19 protein-coding genes are annotated in these 20,387 nt (G+C 39.5%); 5 read left to right on the forward strand and 14 right to left on the reverse strand.

All coding sequences use genetic code 11. From position 1 onward, the window contains the following. Window positions 1-85: 85 nt before the first annotated feature. Window positions 86-529, forward strand: a complete 444-nt coding sequence (gene fur, locus RF53_RS06915; protein WP_006794887.1) for a ferric iron uptake transcriptional regulator — start codon at window positions 86-88, stop codon at window positions 527-529. Window positions 530-630: 101 nt separating this feature from the next. Here fur and glnS read toward each other — a convergent pair whose 3' ends face one another. After that, on the reverse strand, window positions 631-2,289 hold the full coding sequence (gene glnS / locus RF53_RS06920) for a glutamine--tRNA ligase (RefSeq protein ID WP_039037074.1): 1,659 nt from the start codon (window positions 2,287-2,289) through the stop codon (window positions 631-633). 218 nt (window positions 2,290-2,507) lie between these two features. Here glnS and RF53_RS06925 point away from each other — a divergent pair, with 218 nt between their 5' ends. Beyond that, window positions 2,508-3,578: a DUF3083 family protein gene (locus tag RF53_RS06925; RefSeq protein ID WP_039037075.1), complete on the forward strand. Its 1,071-nt coding sequence runs from the start codon at window positions 2,508-2,510 to the stop codon at window positions 3,576-3,578. Between the two features lie 61 nt (window positions 3,579-3,639). Here the strand turns inward: RF53_RS06925 and sucD are convergent, their stop codons facing one another. The 8 genes from sucD to sdhC form a co-directional block, all read right to left on the reverse strand. Then, entirely contained in the window at window positions 3,640-4,512 is an 873-nt protein-coding gene (gene sucD / locus RF53_RS06930) for a succinate--CoA ligase subunit alpha (protein ID WP_008127375.1), read from the reverse strand. Next, on the reverse strand, window positions 4,512-5,678 hold the full coding sequence (gene sucC, locus RF53_RS06935; protein WP_006794719.1) for an ADP-forming succinate--CoA ligase subunit beta: 1,167 nt from the start codon (window positions 5,676-5,678) through the stop codon (window positions 4,512-4,514). Before sucC ends, sucD begins: the two co-directional genes overlap by 1 nt. A 176-nt stretch (window positions 5,679-5,854) precedes the next feature. Next, entirely contained in the window at window positions 5,855-7,366 is a 1,512-nt protein-coding gene (odhB, locus tag RF53_RS06940) for a 2-oxoglutarate dehydrogenase complex dihydrolipoyllysine-residue succinyltransferase (protein ID WP_039037076.1), read from the reverse strand. Between the two features lie 3 nt (window positions 7,367-7,369). After that, the gene (sucA, locus tag RF53_RS06945; RefSeq protein WP_010556434.1) at window positions 7,370-10,189 is read right to left on the reverse strand and encodes a 2-oxoglutarate dehydrogenase E1 component; all 2,820 of its coding nucleotides are present in this window, start codon (window positions 10,187-10,189) and stop codon (window positions 7,370-7,372) included. Window positions 10,190-10,279: 90 nt separating this feature from the next. After that, window positions 10,280-10,996 (reverse strand): succinate dehydrogenase iron-sulfur subunit, encoded by a 717-nt coding sequence (locus RF53_RS06950; RefSeq protein WP_006794722.1) that lies wholly within the window; start codon window positions 10,994-10,996, stop codon window positions 10,280-10,282. Window positions 10,997-11,006: 10 nt separating this feature from the next. After that, window positions 11,007-12,779, reverse strand: a complete 1,773-nt coding sequence (sdhA, locus tag RF53_RS06955) for a succinate dehydrogenase flavoprotein subunit (RefSeq protein ID WP_006794723.1) — start codon at window positions 12,777-12,779, stop codon at window positions 11,007-11,009. Continuing rightward, window positions 12,780-13,127: a succinate dehydrogenase, hydrophobic membrane anchor protein gene (sdhD, locus tag RF53_RS06960; protein ID WP_006794724.1), complete on the reverse strand. Its 348-nt coding sequence runs from the start codon at window positions 13,125-13,127 to the stop codon at window positions 12,780-12,782. Next, a complete protein-coding gene (sdhC, locus tag RF53_RS06965; protein ID WP_074210168.1) occupies window positions 13,118-13,495 on the reverse strand; it encodes a succinate dehydrogenase, cytochrome b556 subunit in 378 nt (125 codons plus the stop codon). Before sdhC ends, sdhD begins: the two co-directional genes overlap by 10 nt. 421 nt (window positions 13,496-13,916) lie before the next feature. Between sdhC and RF53_RS06970 the strand changes: the two genes are divergently transcribed. The 3 genes from RF53_RS06970 to RF53_RS06980 all read left to right on the forward strand — a co-directional run bounded on the left by RF53_RS06970 (window position 13,917) and on the right by RF53_RS06980 (window position 16,990). Further along, window positions 13,917-15,203, forward strand: a complete 1,287-nt coding sequence (locus tag RF53_RS06970) for a citrate synthase (RefSeq protein ID WP_008127363.1) — start codon at window positions 13,917-13,919, stop codon at window positions 15,201-15,203. Between the two features lie 110 nt (window positions 15,204-15,313). After that, entirely contained in the window at window positions 15,314-16,540 is a 1,227-nt protein-coding gene (locus tag RF53_RS06975; RefSeq protein WP_039037077.1) for a SufS family cysteine desulfurase, read from the forward strand. A gap of 33 nt (window positions 16,541-16,573) precedes the next feature. Next, on the forward strand, window positions 16,574-16,990 hold the full coding sequence (locus tag RF53_RS06980; RefSeq protein WP_039037078.1) for a SufE family protein: 417 nt from the start codon (window positions 16,574-16,576) through the stop codon (window positions 16,988-16,990). A gap of 6 nt (window positions 16,991-16,996) precedes the next feature. On the opposite strand, the gene tcdA is transcribed toward RF53_RS06980, so the two are convergent. Genes tcdA through lpxK form a run of 5 tightly spaced genes read right to left on the reverse strand, consistent with a single transcriptional unit; the run spans window position 16,997 to window position 20,387 of the window. After that, entirely contained in the window at window positions 16,997-17,794 is a 798-nt protein-coding gene (gene tcdA / locus RF53_RS06985; RefSeq protein ID WP_039037079.1) for a tRNA cyclic N6-threonylcarbamoyladenosine(37) synthase TcdA, read from the reverse strand. Then, window positions 17,795-18,463 (reverse strand): TIGR01621 family pseudouridine synthase, encoded by a 669-nt coding sequence (locus RF53_RS06990; protein ID WP_039037080.1) that lies wholly within the window; start codon window positions 18,461-18,463, stop codon window positions 17,795-17,797. 7 nt (window positions 18,464-18,470) lie between these two features. Next, entirely contained in the window at window positions 18,471-19,232 is a 762-nt protein-coding gene (gene kdsB, locus RF53_RS06995) for a 3-deoxy-manno-octulosonate cytidylyltransferase (RefSeq protein WP_039037081.1), read from the reverse strand. Next, window positions 19,220-19,417, reverse strand: a complete 198-nt coding sequence (locus tag RF53_RS07000) for a Trm112 family protein (protein WP_006794732.1) — start codon at window positions 19,415-19,417, stop codon at window positions 19,220-19,222. The genes kdsB and RF53_RS07000 overlap by 13 nt, the downstream gene beginning before the upstream one ends. Beyond that, the gene (gene lpxK, locus RF53_RS07005; protein WP_039037082.1) at window positions 19,407-20,387 is read right to left on the reverse strand and encodes a tetraacyldisaccharide 4'-kinase; all 981 of its coding nucleotides are present in this window, start codon (window positions 20,385-20,387) and stop codon (window positions 19,407-19,409) included. The genes RF53_RS07000 and lpxK overlap by 11 nt, the downstream gene beginning before the upstream one ends.

Below are 20,387 nucleotides of genomic sequence, written 5' to 3' on the forward strand. Positions count from 1 at the left end.
GGCACGTTATCCTATTTGTTGCTTATGTATCGTGAGCATCTTTGCAAGATGTCTAGTATAACCAAATAAAATTGAGACAGATTTAATGACTGATCATAACTTGGAACTTAAAAAAGCCGGTTTAAAAGTGACTTTACCGCGTATTAAAATTTTAGAGATTTTACAGTCTCCAGATAACCAACACATCAGTGCTGAAGATGTTTACAAAATTCTTTTGGATTTAGGTGAAGAAATTGGCCTTGCAACTGTATATCGCGTACTCAACCAATTTGATGATGCAGGCATTGTAAGCCGTCATCACTTTGAAGGCGGGAAGTCGGTATTTGAATTATCGGGCAGTACTCACCACGATCACTTAGTATGTTTAAAGTGTGGAAAAGTTGTTGAGTTTGAAGATGAGATGATTGAACGTCGTCAGCTTGAAATAGCTCAAGAAAACGGTATTACTTTAACAAACCACTCTTTATACCTTTATGGAGAGTGTGATGATAAAGCTGCATGTAAAGCGTTTAGTGATGCAAATAGTTAGTATATCCTAGCTATAAAAAACCTGCTATTTGCAGGTTTTTTTGTGCCTATTATTAAAAGTATTACTACACCCACAAGTGAGCGGGCGTAGTAAAAATAAGCTTATTGTGTTTTAGACCATGAGTCACGAAGACCTACTGTTTGGTTAAACACAACATTTTCTGACTTAGAATCTCTTGAAAAGTAACCGGTACGTTCAAACTGGAACCCCTGCTCTGCTTGTGAATTAGCAAGCGAAGGCTCAAGTTTAGCATTAGTTAAAACAACTAATGATTCTGGATTTAATGTTGTTTCAAACTCATCAGCTGCAGCTGGGTTTGGCACATTAAATAAACGATCGTACAAACGAACTTCAGCTGAAATAGACTCTGAAGCTGATACCCAGTGAATAACGCCTTTAACTTTACGACCATCACTTGGATTTTTGCCTAGTGTTTCATTATCGTAAGTACAATAAATAGTGGTTATTTCACCGTTGTCGTCTTTTTCTACACGATTAGCTTTAATTACATAAGCGCCACGTAAACGAACCTCTTTATCGAGCACTAAACGTTTAAACTTATTATTTGCTTGCTCTTTAAAGTCTTCTCGTTCAATGAATATTTCACGCGTAAATGGCACATCGCGGCGACCCATCTCTTCCTTATTCGGGTGATTAGCCACCGATAAGGTTTCTGTGGTGTCTGCATCGTAGTTTTCGATGATCACTTTAACCGGATCGAGTACAGCCATGGCGCGAGGAGCATTTTCATTTAAGTCATCACGAATACACGCTTCTAGCATACCCATTTCAACCATGTTCTCTTGCTTAGTAACCCCTATTCGTAAACAAAATTCACGAATTGAAGCCGGAGTATAACCACGGCGACGTAAACCTGCAATAGTAGGCATACGTGGATCGTCCCAACCTTCAACGTAGTTATTTACAACAAGGTCATTTAACTTACGTTTGGACATAATTGTGTATTCAAGGTTTAAGCGAGAAAACTCAATTTGCTGTGGATGACATTCAATGCTGATGTTATCAAGTACCCAGTCATATAAACGACGATTATCTTGGAACTCTAATGTACATAGTGAGTGCGTAATACCCTCGATTGCATCAGAAATACAATGCGTGAAATCGTACATTGGGTAAATACACCATTTATCAGCAGTTTGATGGTGATGAGCAAAACGAACACGATAAATAATTGGATCGCGAAGCACCATAAACGAGCTTGCCATATCAATTTTTGCACGAAGAACACATTCGCCTTCTTTGAAACCACCTGCACGCATTTTTTCAAATAATGCTAAGTTTTCTTCAGGAGATGTATCTCTGTATGGGCTATTTTTACCTGGCTCCGTTAAAGTTCCGCGGTATTCACGTGCTTGGTCTGCTGTTAAAAAACAAACATAAGCTAACCCTTTGTTTATAAGCTCAACAGCATAGCCATATAAAATATCAAAATAATTAGAAGAATACTTTATATCACCATCCCAGCTAAAACCTAACCATTGAACGTCTTCTTTTATAGAATTAACGTAGTTAATGTCTTCTTTTTCTGGGTTTGTATCGTCAAATCGTAAGTTACATAAACCGTTATAATCTTTTGCAATACCGAAATTTAAGCAAATTGATTTTGCATGGCCTATGTGTAAAAAACCATTGGGCTCAGGTGGAAAGCGCGTGTGCGTTGCTGCATGCTTTTTACTTGCTAAGTCTTCATCAATTCGGGTTCTAATAAAGTTACTTGGGCGATTCTCAATTTCCGCCATAGGAGTACGATCCTCTAAATATTACTTAATTACAAAACTAATGCATTATTACAAAAACAGTCACTAACATACAGCAATAGATTACGCTTTATCTTACTTATTGATTAACTTTAATTCATCTAATCTGTTTTTAACGAATAAAGTTTGTTTTAGCGCAATATTTAATTCATAGAAGCGCTTTATAGTGCGTCAATACCGTACTTTATAAGGATTAAGAGATGGCTACACTTAACCAGCACCGTGTATATATACCCAGTAATGCACGTGCTAATCATTACTTACTTGCAGAAATTACCCCTAACGATAGTTTTTACTCGAGCTTTAACTCAATAAACTGTTGTTACGAAAGAATAGCACGTCAATTATTTGCAGCATGCGATGAATATGAGCTCCATAATGTGCATATTTTAGCAAACGACAAACTTCCTGTTGTGAGATTCCATGATGAGTCTTATCAGTTAGAAACTAATAAGCAAATGCTCATATTTTATAACCCACGTTATCACGAAGCGCATAAACTCTATTATTCAACCGACACGCAAAGTAAAAAGGTACGCTTACTCTTTTTAGCTACGGGCGAAGATATACGAGCTAACTCCGCTGTATTTCACAAAAAAGTCCAAAAAGTATTAACGGTAATGCAAGAACAATTATTTATTGATCAACCCCAATTTAAAGTGCGTGATCATCAACATTTAACTTACGACTTATTTGCTAAAAATAAAGGAAACAAAGAAACCTACGGCTACAAATTAAGAAGTTTGTACCCAAGATATCAAAATCGCCAATGTGAAATACCTATAAACCATGCCGAGATGACATACGCCACATTTTCTATTCCTGTATCAAGGGCTATTAAAACTCAATTTCAAACTTTAATTAATAATGGCGATTATAATCAATTTTATAATTACTTTTTAGATAGCTTCAAACGGTGCTGCGAGCTTAATAAGCTAACACATGGAGCATTAATAGCTAATGGTGCCAAACCTATTGTTAGAAATAGTAAAGTGGATATTAACGAAGGAAACGAAGAGCTTCAAAAGCTAAGCTTTGACATAGACTCAAATAAAACACAGCTAAAGTGCTTTTACGATGAACAAAGATTAGTTGAAACAATTCATTTTGTTATTGCAGCTGCCAATCATAACAAGCAAGAAATTGGTTATGGCAAATTTATGAATCAGGTTGAAAAAACGATTTTTCAACTTTGTAATGAGCTAGATATAAGTAAAGAAAGACAAGATCTAACCATCAGATTTTTTCAACATATTAGTTATCCGTTTTAGTTAACTGCTCAAAACAAAAAGGCTCGCAAATGCGAGCCTTTTCAAAGATTAAATAAACTGATTACCAGCCTGTTTTCTCTTTAAGTGCTTTACCGATATCAGCAAGTGAACGCACAGTTTGTACGCCAGCAGCTTCTAATGCAGCAAATTTCTCATCTGCAGTACCTTTACCGCCTGCGATGATTGCGCCAGCGTGACCCATACGCTTACCTTCTGGTGCAGTAACACCAGCAATGTAAGATACAACAGGTTTAGTTACGTTAGCTTTGATGTACTCTGCAGCTTCTTCTTCTGCAGTACCACCAATTTCACCAATCATTACGATTGCTTCAGTTTGTGGATCTTTTTCGAACATTTCTAAAACGTCGATAAAGTTAGTACCTGGGATTGGATCACCACCAATACCAACACACGTAGACTGACCAAAACCAGCATCTGTAGTTTGCTTAACCGCTTCGTACGTTAAAGTACCAGAGCGAGAAACAATACCTACTTTACCAGGCTTGTGGATGTGACCAGGCATGATACCAATCTTAGTCTCACCAGGAGTGATAACACCTGGACAGTTAGGACCGATCATACGAGTACCTGTTTGATCTAGTTTAACTTTAACGTCAACCATATCAAGTGTAGGGATACCTTCAGTGATACAAACAATTAGCTCGATGCCAGCATCGATTGCTTCTAAGATTGCATCTTTACAGAAAGGTGCTGGTACGTAGATAACTGAAGCAGTTGCGCCAGTTTCTTGTACTGCATCACGTACTGTGTTGAATACAGGAAGACCAAGGTGCGTTTGACCGCCTTTACCTGGGCTAACACCACCAACCATTTGTGTACCGTACTCAAGCGCTTGCTCTGAGTGGAAAGTACCTTGGCCACCAGTGAAACCCTGACAGATAACTTTTGTATCTTTATTGATTAATACAGACATTATTTGCCCTCCGCAGCAGCAACAACTTTTTCAGCAGCGTCTGTTAATGATTCAGCAGCGATGATGTCTAAGTCAGAGCTCTTAAGAACTTCACGACCTAATTCAGCATTAGTACCTTCTAAACGTACAACTACAGGTACGTTTACGCCAACTTCTTTAACTGCGCCAATGATACCTTCAGCAATCATGTCACAACGTACGATACCGCCAAAGATGTTAACTAAAACAGCTTTAACATTGTCGTCAGAAAGGATGATTTTGAATGCTTCAGAAACACGTTCTTTAGTCGCGCCGCCACCAACATCTAGGAAGTTAGCTGGCTTGCCACCGTGTAGGTTTACGATGTCCATAGTACCCATTGCTAGGCCTGCACCGTTAACCATACAACCTACGTTGCCATCTAGTGCTACATAGTTAAGCTCAAAGCTTGCTGCATGTGCTTCACGCGCATCTTCTTGAGATGGATCGTGGAACTCACGGATTTTTGGTTGACGGTAAAGTGCATTACCATCGATACCGATTTTGCCGTCAAGACAGTGAAGGTTACCTTCGTCTGTGATTACTAACGGGTTGATTTCAAGTAATGCGAAATCGAAATCGTTAAACATTTTACCAAGACCCATGAAGATCTTAACGAACTGTTTCATTTGTGTTGGGTTAAGACCCAATTTGAAACCAAGTTCACGTGCTTGGTAAGCTTGAGGACCTACTAGTGGATCGATCTCAGCTTTGTGGATAAGTTCTGGTGTTTCTTCAGCAACAGTTTCAATTTCAACACCGCCTTCAGTAGACGCCATGAAAACAACTTTGCGAGAAGCACGATCAACTACTGCACCTAAGTACAGTTCGTTGGCGATATCTGTACAGCTTTCTACTAAAATTTTAGCAACTGGCTGACCATTTTCGTCTGTTTGGTAAGTAACTAGGTTTTTACCTAACCAGTTAGCTGCAAACGCTTTAACTTCATCGATAGTTTTAACTAGCTTTACACCGCCAGCTTTACCACGTCCACCTGCGTGAACCTGAGTTTTAACAACCCACATATCACCGCCGATTTTTTCAGCAGCTGCTGCAGCTTCTTCAGGTGTATCGCAAGCGAAACCTTGAGAAACTGGTAAACCATATTCGGCAAAAAGTTGTTTTGCCTGATACTCATGCAAATTCATGATGCTTTATCCAATTTTTTATACTAAAAGAGCTGAATATTTATTCAATAAACAACTATCCCAAATTGCGCACCTAGTATAGTTGCCAAGGCTTAACATGAAAACCCCAGTACGACCAAAGGCGCAAAAAAAAAGCTGTGAATTGTGGTTCACAGCTTATATTTCATACTACTTGATTAAACATCCAGTAATAAGCGAGTTGGATCTTCAAGTAACTCTTTAATAGTTACTAAGAAACCAACAGATTCTTTACCATCTATTTGGCGGTGATCGTAAGAAAGTGCCAAATACATCATAGGAAGAATTTCAACTTTACCATTTACTGCCATTGGACGGTCTTGAATTTTGTGCATTCCCAAAATTGAAGACTGTGGCAAGTTAATGATAGGTGTAGATAGTAATGAACCGAATACACCACCATTTGTAATAGTGAAGTTACCACCTGTCATGTCGTCAAGCGTTAGCTTTCCGTCACGGCCTTTAAGTGCTAATTCACGAATGCCTTTTTCAATTTCAGCAACTGATAACTTATCACAGTCTTTAAGAACTGGTGTTACTAGACCACGAGGTGTAGAAACAGCAATGCTGATATCAAAGTAATTGTGGTAGACAATGTCGTCCCCATCAATTGACGCATTTACATCAGGGAAACGTTTAAGTGCTTCAGTAACTGCCTTCACGTAGAAAGACATAAAGCCTAAGCGAATACCGTGACGTTTTTCGAATACTTCTTGGTACTGCTTTCGAAGGTCCATGATTGGCTTCATGTTAACTTCGTTAAACGTAGTTAACATTGCAGTAGAGTTTTTAGCTTCTAGAAGACGGTTAGCAATCGTTTTACGTAAACGTGTCATAGGAACACGCTTTTGAGTACGATCACCCATTGGCGCAACTGGAGCAGCAGCTTCTGCTTTCTTCGCTGATGGTGCCGGTGTTTTCAAGAACGTATCAACGTCTTCTTTAGTTACACGACCATTTTTGCCAGTTCCTTTGATTTTAGAAGCATCTAGTCCTTTTTCAGCAATTAAACGACGAACAGATGGAGTTAATACATCTGAGCTATCAGTTGAATCTGCAGCAGGAGCCGCCTCTTCTTTAGCAGCAGGAGCTGCAGGTGCACCACCTGCTTTTACTGAACCGATTACTTGCTCACCAAGAACAGTATCGCCTTCAGCGTTAATGATGTCGCCCATGATACCGTCTTCTTGAGCTACTACTTCAAGAACAACTTTATCTGTTTCGATATCTACCAGGTTTTGATCGCGCGTTACTGCGTCTCCTGGTTGAACATGCCATGTAGCAATTGTTGCGTCTGCAACTGATTCTGGGAGTACAGGTACTTTGATGTCCACTTCTTTACCTTCTGATGCTGGTGCTGATGGCGCCGATGGCGCGTCTTCTGATTTTTCTGCTTCACTTGAAGATGTGCTTTCGCTTGAAGGCGCTGCATCAGCATCGCCAAGTAAACCCATAACTTGGTCACCAAGTACGGTAGCACCCTCTTCTTGAGAGATTTCTGTAATTACACCGTCATGTTGTGCAACTACTTCTAACACTACTTTGTCTGTCTCAATATCTACTAAGTTCTGATCACGAGTTACCTTGTCGCCAACACTTACATGCCATGTAGCAACGGTAGCATCTGCAACCGACTCAGGAAGAACAGGAACTTTAATTTCTGTGCTCATCGCTTATCCTTTATTTTCTATAGTAAGCGCGTCAGCAACGAGCGCTTGTTGTTCTTTAGTATGTACTGACATGTAACCACACGCTGGTGATGCAGATGCTTTACGACCAGCGTATTTCAACTTAGCACCTTGTGGAATTGCGTCAACAAAATGGTGTTGAGAACAGTACCATGCACCTTGGTTTTGTGGCTCTTCTTGACACCATACAAAATCAGTAACGTGTTGGTAACGTTCCATAATAGTTTTCATTTCGTCATGTGGGAACGGGTATAATTGCTCTACACGAACGATGGCAATATTATTTTGTTCCAGCTTACGACGCTCTTGTAGTAACTCGTAATAAACTTTACCACTACAGAAAACAACGCGTTCAACGTTCTCAGGTTTAATATCATCAACTTCGTCGATCATATTATGGAATACACCGTTTGAAAGTTCTTCAAGTGATGAAACTGCAAGAGGATGACGTAGTAACGATTTAGGCGTCATAACAATCAATGGACGACGTAAAGGTCTTACTGACTGACGTCGTAACATTGCATATACTTGCGCAGGTGTAGACGGAACACAAACTTGCATGTTGTGATCAGCACAAAGCTGTAAAAAACGCTCTAAACGTGCAGAGCTATGCTCTGGACCTTGGCCTTCATAACCGTGTGGTAACAAAATAGTAAGACCACATAAGCGACCCCACTTTTGCTCACCTGAACTCAAAAATTGGTCAAATACAACTTGCGCACCATTTGCAAAGTCACCAAACTGAGCTTCCCAAAGTACAAGAGAAGTTGGTTCGGCAGTCGCATAACCATACTCAAATGCAACTACTGCTTCTTCAGAAAGTACAGAGTCGAAAACTTGGAAAGCGCCTTGATCTTCACTTAAGTGTTGTAAAGGAAGATAAGTCGCACCATCTTTTTGACTGTGAACAACGGCATGTCTATGGAAGAAGGTACCGCGACCAGAATCTTGGCCTGTCATTCTAATGTCAGTGCCTTCGGTTGCGATAGTTGCATAAGCAAGTGTTTCTGCCATTCCCCAATCAAGCGGTTTTTCACCAGTGGCCATTAACTTACGATCATCGTAAATCTTTTTAACGCGCGACTGAGCTTTATATTCTTCAGGGTAGCTCGCAACCTTTTCACCAAGTTCTTTGAGCTTTTCAACCGAAACACTTGCGTCGTAATCAACATCCCAATCGTGGCCCACGTATTTAGCCCAATCTGAAGAATGAGAGGTTTCTGGTTGAATTTCAGATACAACGCAATTACCGTCATCTAACCCATTACGGTATTCATCGGCAAGTGCTTTAATTTCTTGTTCTGAAAAAGAGCCTTCAGCGATTAGTTGATCTGCATAAATAAGGCGCGGAACTGGGTGTTTTTTGATTTTTTGGTACATCAGAGGCTGAGTAGCATTTGGCTCATCAGCTTCATTGTGGCCATGTCGACGATAACAAACTAAGTCAATAACTACGTCACGCTTAAATTTGTTTCTAAAATCAAGTGCTATTTGTGTAACAAATGCAACCGCTTCAGGATCATCTGAGTTAACGTGGAAAATTGGTGACTGAACCATTTTGGCGATATCAGTACAGTAATCTGTAGAACGAACATCGTCTTGTTTAGAAGTAGTAAAACCAACTTGGTTATTAACAACAATTCGAATACTGCCACCACAACTAAACGCATTAGTTTGAGACAAGTTAAACGTTTCTTGTACTACACCTTGACCTGTTACAGCAGAATCACCATGAATTGTGATCGGTAATGCTTTTATTCCCGTAGTGTCACCTAAACGATCTAAACGAGCGCGTACAGAACCCATAACTACAGGGTTAACTATCTCAAGGTGAGAAGGATTAAAAGCAAGTGCCATATGAACGTTGCCGCCTTTAGTGGCAAAGTCCGATGAATAACCCATGTGGTACTTAACATCACCAGAACTTAATGTATCTTTATGCTTGCCAGCGAATTCATCAAAAAGCTCTGATGGATTTTTACCTAAAACGTTCACTAAAACGTTCAAGCGTCCGCGGTGAGCCATACCAATTACGGCTTCTTGTTGGCCACTTTCACCAGCTCGGTGAATTAGCTCTTTAAGCATAGGTACTAATGCATCCCCACCTTCTAGTGAGAACCGTTTTGCACCAGGGAACTTAGCACCCAAATATTTTTCAAGACCATCAGCTGCAGTTAACCCCTTGAGGATACGTAGCTTTTCTTCTTTTTCGAATTTAGGCCTAGATTGAACAGATTCTAAACGTTGTTGTAACCAACGCTTTTCTTCTGTAGATGTGATGTGCATATACTCTGCACCGATAGAACCACAATATGTAGTTTTAAGTGCTTGGTATAATTCACCTAAAGGCATAGAGTCTGAACCAACTGCAAAAGACCCTACATTAAACTCTCGCTCAAAATCAGCTTCTGACAAGTCGTGGTAATCTAGCTCTAAATCTCGAACACGCTCTCGTTCCCAAATACCTAATGGATCTAGGTTTGCATTTTGGTGTCCACGAAAACGGAAAGCATTAATAAGTTGCAGAACTTTAACCTGTTTAAGGTCACCGCCGCTACCCTCTGCTACCACTACTTCTCTATGCTTGTTTTTTGCAAGCTGTGCAAACTGTGCACGAACTTCTGAATGCTTAACTTCAACATCCACACCATTAACTTTTGGTAATTGTTCGAACACTTCTCGCCATTCATCTGGCACAGAAGTCGCATCATCTAAATACGCTTCATAAAGCTCTTCTACATAAGCAACGTTACCGCCGTTTAAATGTGAAGATTCTAACCATGCCTTCATCACACCTTCGTGCATTTATAAGCCCTTTTCTTTAGCGCAGAAATTAATAGTTATAATAACAAGATGGCTAGTAATGAAAACTAGCCATCTTACGTTTCTATGTAGTTAAACCGAACGGTTTAATAACATAGATTTGATTTGCCCAATCGCTTTGGTCGGATTAAGACCTTTAGGACAAACGCTAACACAGTTCATGATACTGTGACAACGGAACACACTGAACGCATCGTCTAGGTCTGCTAAACGCTCTTCTGTTGCTGTATCTCGGCTATCAGCTAAGAAACGGTAAGCATGAAGAAGGCCTGCTGGACCAATGAACTTGTCTGGATTCCACCAGAACGAAGGACACGATGTTGAACAACATGCACATAAAATACACTCATATAAGCCATCTAATTTATCACGTTCTTCAATAGACTGAAGACGTTCACCTGCAGCAGGTGTGTCATTAATTAGATAAGGTTTAACTTTTTCGTATTGAGTGTAGAACTGACTCATGTCAATAACAAGGTCACGTACCACTGGTAATCCTGGAAGAGGACGAACTACTATTGTACCTTTACCGTTATTTTGTAACGTAGATAAAGGAGTAATACATGCTAAACCATTCTTACCATTCATGTTAACACCGTCAGAACCACACACGCCTTCACGGCATGAACGACGGAATGAAAGTGAAGGATCTTGCTCTTTTAATAATAAAAGTGCATCCAGAACCATCATGTCGTGACCATCGTCAATTTGCAAGGTGTAATCTTGCATACGCGGTGCGTTGTCAACATCTGGATTGTAACGATAAACTGAAAATTGTACTTGTGCCATCGTCTCGCTCCTAGTATGTACGTGCTTTAGGTGGAAATGCTTCACGCGTCTTAGGCGCGTAGTTTACGTCACGCTTACTCATTTCATCCGTAACAGGATTGTATACTGAGTGACATAACCAGTTCGTGTCATCACGATCTGGGAAGTCGAAACGAGAGTGTGCACCACGGCTTTCTGTACGGAAGTTTGCAGCTACTGCTGTTGAGTAAGCTGTTTCCATTAAGTTATCAAGTTCAAGACATTCGATACGCTGCGTGTTGAAGTCCGACGATTTATCGTCAAGACGAGCATGTTGTAAACGCTCGCGAATTTCTTTAAGTTCTTGAAGACCAGTCGCCATTGAATCACCTTCACGGAATACCGAGAAGTTAAGCTGCATACATTGTTGAAGATCTTTCTTAATTTGAACAGGATCTTCACCTTGACCAGCTGTTGAGTTTTCCCAACGGTTATAACGTGCAAGAGACGCTTCTAAGTCTGATTCAGAGGCAGCTTTTGATACTTCAACATCTCTGAGGTATGTACCTAAGAAATTACCTGCAGCACGACCAAACACTACTAAATCAAGTAATGAGTTACCACCAAGACGGTTTGCACCGTGCACAGATACACATGCAATTTCGCCTACAGCAAATAAACCTTCAACTACTTTTTCATCGCCTTGAGCGTTGATTTGAAGCACTTGACCATTCACGTTAGTAGGTACACCACCCATCATATAATGACATGTTGGTATAACTGGAATTGGTTCTTTAGCTGGGTCTACGTGAGCAAATGTTTTTGCAAGGTCACAAACACCAGGAAGGCGTAGGTTAAGTGTCTCTTCACCTAAGTGGTCAAGCTTAAGCTTGATATGAGGACCCCAAGGACCATCACAACCACGGCCTTCACGAATTTCTGTCATCATTGAACGTGCAACAACATCTCGAGAAGCTAAGTCTTTTGCGTTAGGTGCATAACGTTCCATGAAACGCTCGCCATCTTTATTTAAAAGATAACCACCTTCACCACGACAACCTTCAGTTACAAGTGTACCTGCTCCTGCAATACCTGTCGGGTGGAACTGCCACATTTCCATGTCTTGCATAGAAATACCAGCACGTGTAGCCATACCAACACCGTCACCAGTGTTAATGTGAGCATTTGTGGTTGAAGCGTATATACGACCAGCACCACCAGTAGCTAGTACAACCGCCTTTGATTTGAAGTAAGTGATTTCACCTGTTTCAATCTCAATTGCAGTACAACCAACAACATCGCCGTTATCATTTTTAACTAAATCAAGTGCATACCACTCAGAGAATACATTTGTTTTATTTTTAACGTTTTGTTGATAAAGAAGATGTAATAAAGCATGGCCAGTACGGTCAGCTGCTGCTGCAGTACGTGCTGCTTGTTCGCCACCAAAATTCTTTGATTGGCCACCAAAAGGACGCTGGTATACACGGCCATTTTCAAAACGTGAAAATGGTAAACCCATGTTTTCTAATTCAGTAATTGCTTCTGGCCCGGTTTGACACATATACTCGATAGCGTCTTGGTCACCGATAAAATCGGAACCTTTAACGGTATCGTACATATGCCATTCCCAGTTATCTTCGTGTGAATTACCAAGCGCTACTGTAATACCACCTTGAGCGGATACGGTATGTGAACGCGTTGGGAATACTTTCGATATTAGTGCACACGTTTTGCCAGATTCAGTAATAGCCAAGGCAGCGCGCATACCTGCACCACCTGCACCGATTACTACGGCGTCAAATTCACGAACAGAATATTTCACTTAAACACCCCATAATACAATTAGACCAATAGCTACGTAAGCAACGGCCATTAGGTTTAGAACAAACCCTAAAAATGCGCGTAACTTTGAGTTTTTAACATAGTCTGTTAAAACCTGCCAAAGGCCAATGCGGGTATGAACCATAATGCATACTAGGGTTACTAGCGTAAACCCTTTCATAGCTAGGTTAGAGAAGAGGCCTGTCCAGGCTTCGAAAGTGACTTCCGGCGTCGCTAAAAAATAGCCGATAATAAAAATAGCATATGCGCTAATTATTAATGCCGTGGTACGTAAAGATACATAATCTTGTACACCATCACGTTTAAGAGTTGCTTGATTTAAGACCATATCCACACTCCCGCTAATACAGCGAATACAACGCCAAGAGCCATTGCAATTTTAGCGCTTAGGTTACCTGATTCAAGTTCTTCCCAGTGTCCCATATCCATTACCATGTGACGGATACCACCAATAAGGTGATAGCCTAGTACTGAAATAGTGCCCCAAGCTATAAATTTGGCAATGAATCCGTTAAACAGACCCTTGACGAATTCAAAACTTTCAGCTGACGAGAGAGACTCAGACCAAGCCCAAATGACAAACGTTAAAGCAAAAAATAATGCAACACCGGTGACGCGATGAAAAATTGATGCTTTAGCCGTTGCCGGCATAGATATAGTTGTTAGATCTAGATTTACAGGTCTTTGCTTTTTCACAGTTACTTGCCCATCTTGCTCACATTGGAGCTCATCTACTTGCTTTTCTAAAAACCCACCAAATGTTTCTGGTGGAACTATCAAGATAAACGAATTAAAACATTAAAAGTTCACATTAATGTAAATTTTTTGAATGTAAAAATATCTTTACCCAAATACAATACGGTTTTAAAACCTCCGTTAGTATATATACCCATAAGGCTTTTTACAATTCTTGTTTATTTAGAGATGTTTGCGAATTAGCCAATAGTATAATACATATATGATACAGAATATTTATTATACAAATGTGCATAATGTTTATAAAAATTGACTTTAACCCCCTCTTTCACGTTAAAATGCGTAGATGTGCTTAAAACAGATTTCAGAACTTTAAAAATCTAAAAATCAGAATAGATATCTTAATAGGAGATACATAGCGATGGCAGATAAAAAAGCCACAGTTCATATTGATGGACTTGATCCAATCGAACTTCCAATTTATCAAGGCACTGCTGGCCAAGATGTAATCGACGTACGTACGTTAGGTTCACATGGCCACTTTACCTATGACCCAGGTTTCATGTCGACTGGTTCTTGTGAATCTGCAATCACCTACATTGATGGTGGTAAAGGTGTTTTACTTCACCGCGGTTACCCAATTGAGCAACTTGCTGAAGAATCAGACTATATTGAACTTTGCTACTTACTTCTTAATGGTGAGTTACCATCTAAAGAGCAATATGATGCATTCGCAGAGAAAATTACTCGCAGCACAATGCTAGATCAAAAAATTGCTAATTTCTTCCAAGGTTTCCGCTTTGATGCACATCCAATGGCAATGCTTTGTGGTGTTGTGGGTGCTCTATCTTCTTTTTATCATGAAGATTTAGATATTACTGATGCAGAGCAACGCAAAACAAGTGCTATTAGATTAGTTGCTAAATTACCTACAATTGCTGCAATGGCTTATAAAACAAACATTGGCCAGCCTTTTGTGTACCCACGAAATGACCTAAGCTATGCAGAAAACTTCTTACACATGATGTTCTCTGTTCCAGCCGAAGAATACAAAGTAAACCCGATTACTGCTAAAGCAATGGACAAAATATTCATGCTTCACGCAGACCACGAACAAAATGCTTCTACATCTACAGTTCGCCTTGCTGGTTCTTCAGGTGCGAACCCATATGCATGTATTTCAGCTGGTATCGCTTCTTTATGGGGCCCTGCTCACGGCGGTGCTAATGAAGCATGTTTAAACATGTTAGAAGAAATTGGCTCAGTTGATCGTATCGATGAATACGTAGCCAAAGCAAAAGATAAGTCAGACCCGTTCCGTCTAATGGGCTTTGGACACCGTGTTTACAAGAACTTTGACCCACGAGCAACAGTAATGCGTCAAACGTGTCACGAAGTATTAGAAGAGCTAAACATTCAAGATCCTCTTCTTGATATTGCAATGAAGCTTGAGCAAATTGCCCTTGAAGACCCATACTTTGTTGAGAAGAAACTATACCCTAACGTAGATTTCTACTCAGGTATTATCTTAAAAGCAATTGGTATTCCAACAAGCATGTTCACTGTAATTTTTGCAATGGCACGTACTGTTGGTTGGATCACTCACTGGGATGAAATGCTTTCTCAGCCTGGTCATAAGATCAGCCGTCCTCGTCAAATGTATACTGGTTACACTGCCCGTGACTATGTATCTGCCGACAAGCGCTAATATTATTTAGCTATAAAAGGCCGCTTTTGCGGCCTTTTTTGTGTTCAATACTTGAGAATTATTATAAACCCATTACAATTTGCGCCTCAAAATGACCATGTTGAAGAGCTATGCCTGCTTTAGAATTTAATATTAATAAAATTAGAAGTGACTTTCCTACTTTAAAGCAGCAGATAAATGCTAACCCACTTGTTTATTTAGACTCTGCAGCAACCACTCAAAAACCCCAATCAGTCATAGACGCTATAAACGAATTTTATACCAGCCAAAATGCAAATGTACATCGCGGCCGTCACACATTGAGCGAGCGTGCCACAAGCTTATACGAGCAAGCTCGTGACAAAACAGCCAAGTATTTTAATGTATCAAGTAAAGAAATTGTTTGGACTAAGGGTGCTACAGAGGCGATAAATTTAGTAAGTAATGGTTTACGAAGCCGATTTAACCAAAACGATACTATTATCATCTCAGTATTAGAACATCATGCTAACATTGTGCCTTGGCAAGTGCTTAGTGAGCAAACAGGCGCAAAATTATTAGCACTACCAGTTAATGATGATGGAACATTAAATATTAAACAATGCTGTGATTTTATTAAGCAGTCTAAACCTAGTTTGTTTGCAATTACACAAGCATCTAACATGCTTGGTAATATCACAAATTTAAAGCCCCTTATTACTGCTGCAAAAGAAGTAAATTCACTCGTTTTGATAGATGGCGCTCAAGGCGCAATGCACTTAAAGCCTGATTTACATAACTTAAACTGTGATTTTTACGTGTGCTCAAGCCACAAGATGCTTGGCCCCACAGGTTTAGGTGTACTTTATGGAAAATATCAAGAACTTAATTCTTTAGATGTGTATCAAACTGGCGGGGAAATGATAGATAAGGTGTACCTTACACATAGTACTTATCGCCCTGCGCCTGCAAAATTTGAAACAGGTACTCCTAATATTTCTGGCGTAGTAGGTTTTTCTGCGGCTTTGGATTATTTAAACGCCTTACAAAACGAACAATTACAAAAGTATGAGCAAAAACTATTTAATTATGCGGCTGAAAAACTGGTAACCATTCAAGGTATTACAATTTATAGCAATCTATCTGACAATATTGGCACGCTAAGTTTTAATTTTAAAGATGAGCATCCTTACGATTTGGCAACATTACTTGACGGTTATGGCGTTGCAGTCAGAGCAGGCCACCATTGTACGCAACCGCTTATGACTCATTTAGGAATAAATGGCACCTTAAGAGCCAGCTTTTGTTTTTACAATACCCATGAAGATGTTGACATATTCATCAACTCACTCAAAGAATGTATCGCCTTATTAGATTAAACGTCGTTTTTATATATTTTATTAGGATAACTCATGACAAATACGTTTAAAAAAACCACTGAGTCAATTGAAAAAGCGTCTTCTTGGCAGCAAAAGTATCGTGAAATAATGCTTTTAGGCAAAACTTTACCCGCTTTACCTGATGCTTTAAAAACAGAAGGTTCACTAGTTCCCGGCTGTGAAAGCATGGTATGGATGTTCGTTGAATTTGATTTAAAAGAAAATACGTTAGTAGTCATTGGTGATTCAGATACACGTATCGTAAAAGGGTTGCTAGCAATTATTTTATCTTTATATAACGGAGTGACACCAGAGCAAGTAGTGAAAATAGATGCATATGAGGAATTTGATAAGCTAGGTCTTATTAGCCACTTAAGTACATCACGTGGTAACGGAATTAAAGCCATGGTTGATAGAATCCAAACCATGGCACAGCAAAAAATAAGCTAAATAGTGCTAAACCTGCAAACGCTGCTTTCTATCTAGGTATTTGCGAATAGCTCTGGCTGCTACAAAAAAGCCGAAACTTCCTGTAATCATCGTTGCAGAGCCAAAACCATTATTACAATCCATATTCATGCTGCCATCTGCACTTTGCTTTGCATGGCAAACACTACCATCACTCCCTGGATAAACTAATTGCTCTGTTGAGTAAACGCAATCAACATTAAATTTTCGTTTGGGGTTATTACTAAAGTTATACTGTTTACGTAATATGTAACGCACCTTTGCAAGTAAAGGATCTTGCGTTGTTTTAGCTACATCACCAAATGTAATTTGACCGGGGTCGGTTTGACCACCAGCACCACCAGTGGTAATTATAGGCATTTTATTTCGCTTGCAATGGGCAATGAGTGCTGCTTTTTCTTTAACCGCATCAATGCAATCGATCACATAGTCAAAGCTGAGAATGTGCTCTTTAATGTTTTCGAGTGTTATAAAGTCATCAATGACATCAATGTTGCATTCTGGATTTATAAGTTCACAACGCGCTTTCATTGCGTCGACTTTAGCATGACCAATCGTTCCAGATAAGGCATGGATTTGACGGTTTACATTGGTCGCACAAATATCATCAAGATCTATGAGCGTTATTCTACCTAAACCGGTGCGCGCAAGCGCCTCAGCTGCCCAACTCCCCACTCCACCAATGCCAACAACACAAAAGTGAGCCTCTTGAAGCCAATCAAATTGCTGATGACCATATAAACGTTTAATGCCACCAAAGCGGATGTCAGTTATTTTTTCACTCATTTACCAGTCCAGTTCCCATGGCGAACGCCATGCTTGAAAATTATCATGTTGTAATAGGGTTAAAAACGCATCACCGTTACTAGGTAAAAGCGTAAATTGTAAGTTCTCACCCTGCCAAGTAAAGCTCAATGCATAAGCATGCAAATATGTTCTATCTGAAGCCGTGCCTGAGTAAGCAATATCACCCAATATTGGGGATCCTATACTTTTTAAGGCAACTCTTAGCTGGTGTGTTTTACCCGAGAAAGGTTTTAAAATAAACGCTCTAAAACCCGCTTTAAAACTAATTGAATAAAAACGGGTAATTGCAGGATTTAAATTAGATGCCAAAAGCTTATAGGTACCACGGCGCGACTTGGCCATGTCTCCTTTAACCCAACCTTGCTTTTTTTTAGGTTTAGAGTCTGTAATAGCAAGATAAAATTTATCAATAAAATGTTGTGCAAAAAGCTCCGTAAACGTTGCTGCAGCGCTTTTATTTCTTGCTAAAATAATTAGACCCGAAGTTACTTTATCTAGTCTATGAACTGCGTAAAGTTTCTCATTAAATTGTCGCTCAGCTAGCACAACAAAGCCAGGTCCATCTTCTGAATGAAAGCTGAGTTCTGCTGGTTTTTCGACAACATAAAAATCAGAATGCTCATATACCACGTTTAATATTAAGTTCATTCAAAGGTCACGCGTTTTTATTTTGTAAAAACGCAATTACTTTTGCTAAATCTTCAGCGGTATCAACACCTGCATGCGGAGCTACTTTTGCCTGCTCTATTTTAATACTATAACCGTGATATAAAACACGCAGCTGCTCTAATGACTCTAATAACTCTAAAGGTGAAACACTAAGTGCAATATATTGATTAATAAACCCTGCTCTGTAAGCGTAAATACCCACGTGGCGTTGAAATGATGAAAGCTCTAAATCTCTTTTTTCGTCTAACATCGCATGTCGATCAAACGGAATACTTGCACGCGAAAAATACAACGCGTTTTTATTTATATCGCTAACAACCTTGACTGCATTAGGATTAAATATGTCGTCTTTATCTTCAATGGCAACGCTTAATGTGGCCATGGGTGCTGATGATTCATTTAACAACTTAGCTACTTGTAAAACGTTATCGGGAGCTAGTAATGGTTCATCACCTTGAACATTTACAACTATGGTATTGCTATCTAAATTTAATAAAGCAACTACCTCCGCTAAGCGCTCGGTGCCTGACTGGTGATCTTCACGCGTCATCACAACATCATTAGTAAACTTACTAACCTCATCAAATACTTTTTGATGATCGGTTGCAATTATCACTTGGCTTGCACCTGATAAACATGCTTTCTCATAAACATGTTGAATCATAGGTTTACCACAAATATCTGCTAGCGGTTTTCCTGGTAATCTTGTTGAAGCATAGCGCGCAGGTATAACGACTACGAATTCCACTTTTCAACCTCTTCTAACGATAACTCTCTTGCTTCATTTTCAAGTAATACCGGAATATCATCTTTAACAGGGTATGCAAGTTTTGCAGCAGTACTAATTAGTTCACTGTTGTCTTTATCAAATCGTAATTTTCCTTTGCATACAGGGCATGCAATTATGTCGAGTAATTTAGTATCAAAGGCCATTTAGGATCCCTTTTTCTTTTAATATTAAAGTTAATTTATTTATTACAGCCTGTGTTGGCTTTGCATTTACTGGTAAATAATACCAATTATCTTTGGCAAACTCGCTGCATTTTACGGCGTCTTTTTCGGTCATTAGAATATTGTCGTTACCAAATCGGGTAAAATCTTCGGCAGTGTATGAATGATGATCCCTAAAATGATTTGAAGATAATAAAGCTATCCCCTGTTTTTTTAAGGTGTTTTCAAAACGCTTAGGATTACCTATTGCGCTAACTGCATGGCCATTTGTAATCGATTCACTAACAGGAAAAGAACTTTTTACTGACCTGAGCGCTGCGGGCTCTAATGTGTAGTTATGACTATTCTGCCCACCGTTTTCAACAATCAAATCTACCGACTTCAAACGTGCAGGAGTTTCTCTTAATGGTCCTGCAGGCATTAGTAACCCATTTCCAAATTGGCGTTCACTATCGACAATACAGCATTCAATAGTCCGTGCCATTTTGTAATGCTGCATACCATCGTCAGAGATAATGATATCTAAATTATAATCACGGGCTAGTAACTCAATATTGCGTTGTCGGTTTGGCCCTATCGCAATTGGGCATTTTAGACGATGAAACAGAAGTTTAGGCTCATCACCCGCCTCAGCAGCTGCCGTATTATCTTTAACAATTAAAGGATAATTACTCGCCTTACCACCATAACCTCGGCTAATGATTCCAACTGACAACCCTTGTTTTGTTAAAAAGTCATAAAGCCATAATACAAATGGTGTTTTACCATTTCCACCCACACTAATGTTACCAACAACAATAATAGGTATGTCGCTTTTAAATTGCTTAAATATTCCAAAACGATACATCTGCTTTCTGGTAATCGAAATTAGCCAAAATAAAGCTGACAATGGCAAAAAAAGTAATGTAATAAGTCCAACTGGTTCATACCAGCTTTTTTCGATTTTATTCAC

It is taken from the genome of Pseudoalteromonas sp. ECSMB14103 (assembly GCF_000813065.1).
Lineage (GTDB): Bacteria > Pseudomonadota > Gammaproteobacteria > Enterobacterales > Alteromonadaceae > Pseudoalteromonas > Pseudoalteromonas marina.

Excerpts from the sequence above, each read along its gene's own strand:
- glnS (WP_039037074.1), bottom strand. The coding sequence starts at position 2,289 with ATGGCGGAAATTGAGAATCGCCCAAGTAACTTTATTAGAACCCGAATT.
- RF53_RS07000 (WP_006794732.1), bottom strand. The coding sequence starts at position 19,417 with ATGGCCTTTGATACTAAATTACTCGACATAATTGCATGCCCTGTATGC.
- sucA (WP_010556434.1), bottom strand. The coding sequence starts at position 10,189 with ATGCACGAAGGTGTGATGAAGGCATGGTTAGAATCTTCACATTTAAAC.
- sdhD (WP_006794724.1), bottom strand. The coding sequence starts at position 13,127 with ATGGTCTTAAATCAAGCAACTCTTAAACGTGATGGTGTACAAGATTAT.
- RF53_RS06975 (WP_039037077.1), top strand. The coding sequence starts at position 15,314 with ATGCCTGCTTTAGAATTTAATATTAATAAAATTAGAAGTGACTTTCCT.
- RF53_RS06980 (WP_039037078.1), top strand. The coding sequence starts at position 16,574 with ATGACAAATACGTTTAAAAAAACCACTGAGTCAATTGAAAAAGCGTCT.
- tcdA (WP_039037079.1), bottom strand. The coding sequence starts at position 17,794 with ATGAGTGAAAAAATAACTGACATCCGCTTTGGTGGCATTAAACGTTTA.
- RF53_RS06990 (WP_039037080.1), bottom strand. The coding sequence starts at position 18,463 with ATGAACTTAATATTAAACGTGGTATATGAGCATTCTGATTTTTATGTT.
- RF53_RS06925 (WP_039037075.1), top strand. The coding sequence starts at position 2,508 with ATGGCTACACTTAACCAGCACCGTGTATATATACCCAGTAATGCACGT.
- RF53_RS06970 (WP_008127363.1), top strand. The coding sequence starts at position 13,917 with ATGGCAGATAAAAAAGCCACAGTTCATATTGATGGACTTGATCCAATC.
- sucD (WP_008127375.1), bottom strand. The coding sequence starts at position 4,512 with ATGTCTGTATTAATCAATAAAGATACAAAAGTTATCTGTCAGGGTTTC.
- odhB (WP_039037076.1), bottom strand. The coding sequence starts at position 7,366 with ATGAGCACAGAAATTAAAGTTCCTGTTCTTCCTGAGTCGGTTGCAGAT.
- fur (WP_006794887.1), top strand. The coding sequence starts at position 86 with ATGACTGATCATAACTTGGAACTTAAAAAAGCCGGTTTAAAAGTGACT.
- RF53_RS06950 (WP_006794722.1), bottom strand. The coding sequence starts at position 10,996 with ATGGCACAAGTACAATTTTCAGTTTATCGTTACAATCCAGATGTTGAC.
- sucC (WP_006794719.1), bottom strand. The coding sequence starts at position 5,678 with ATGAATTTGCATGAGTATCAGGCAAAACAACTTTTTGCCGAATATGGT.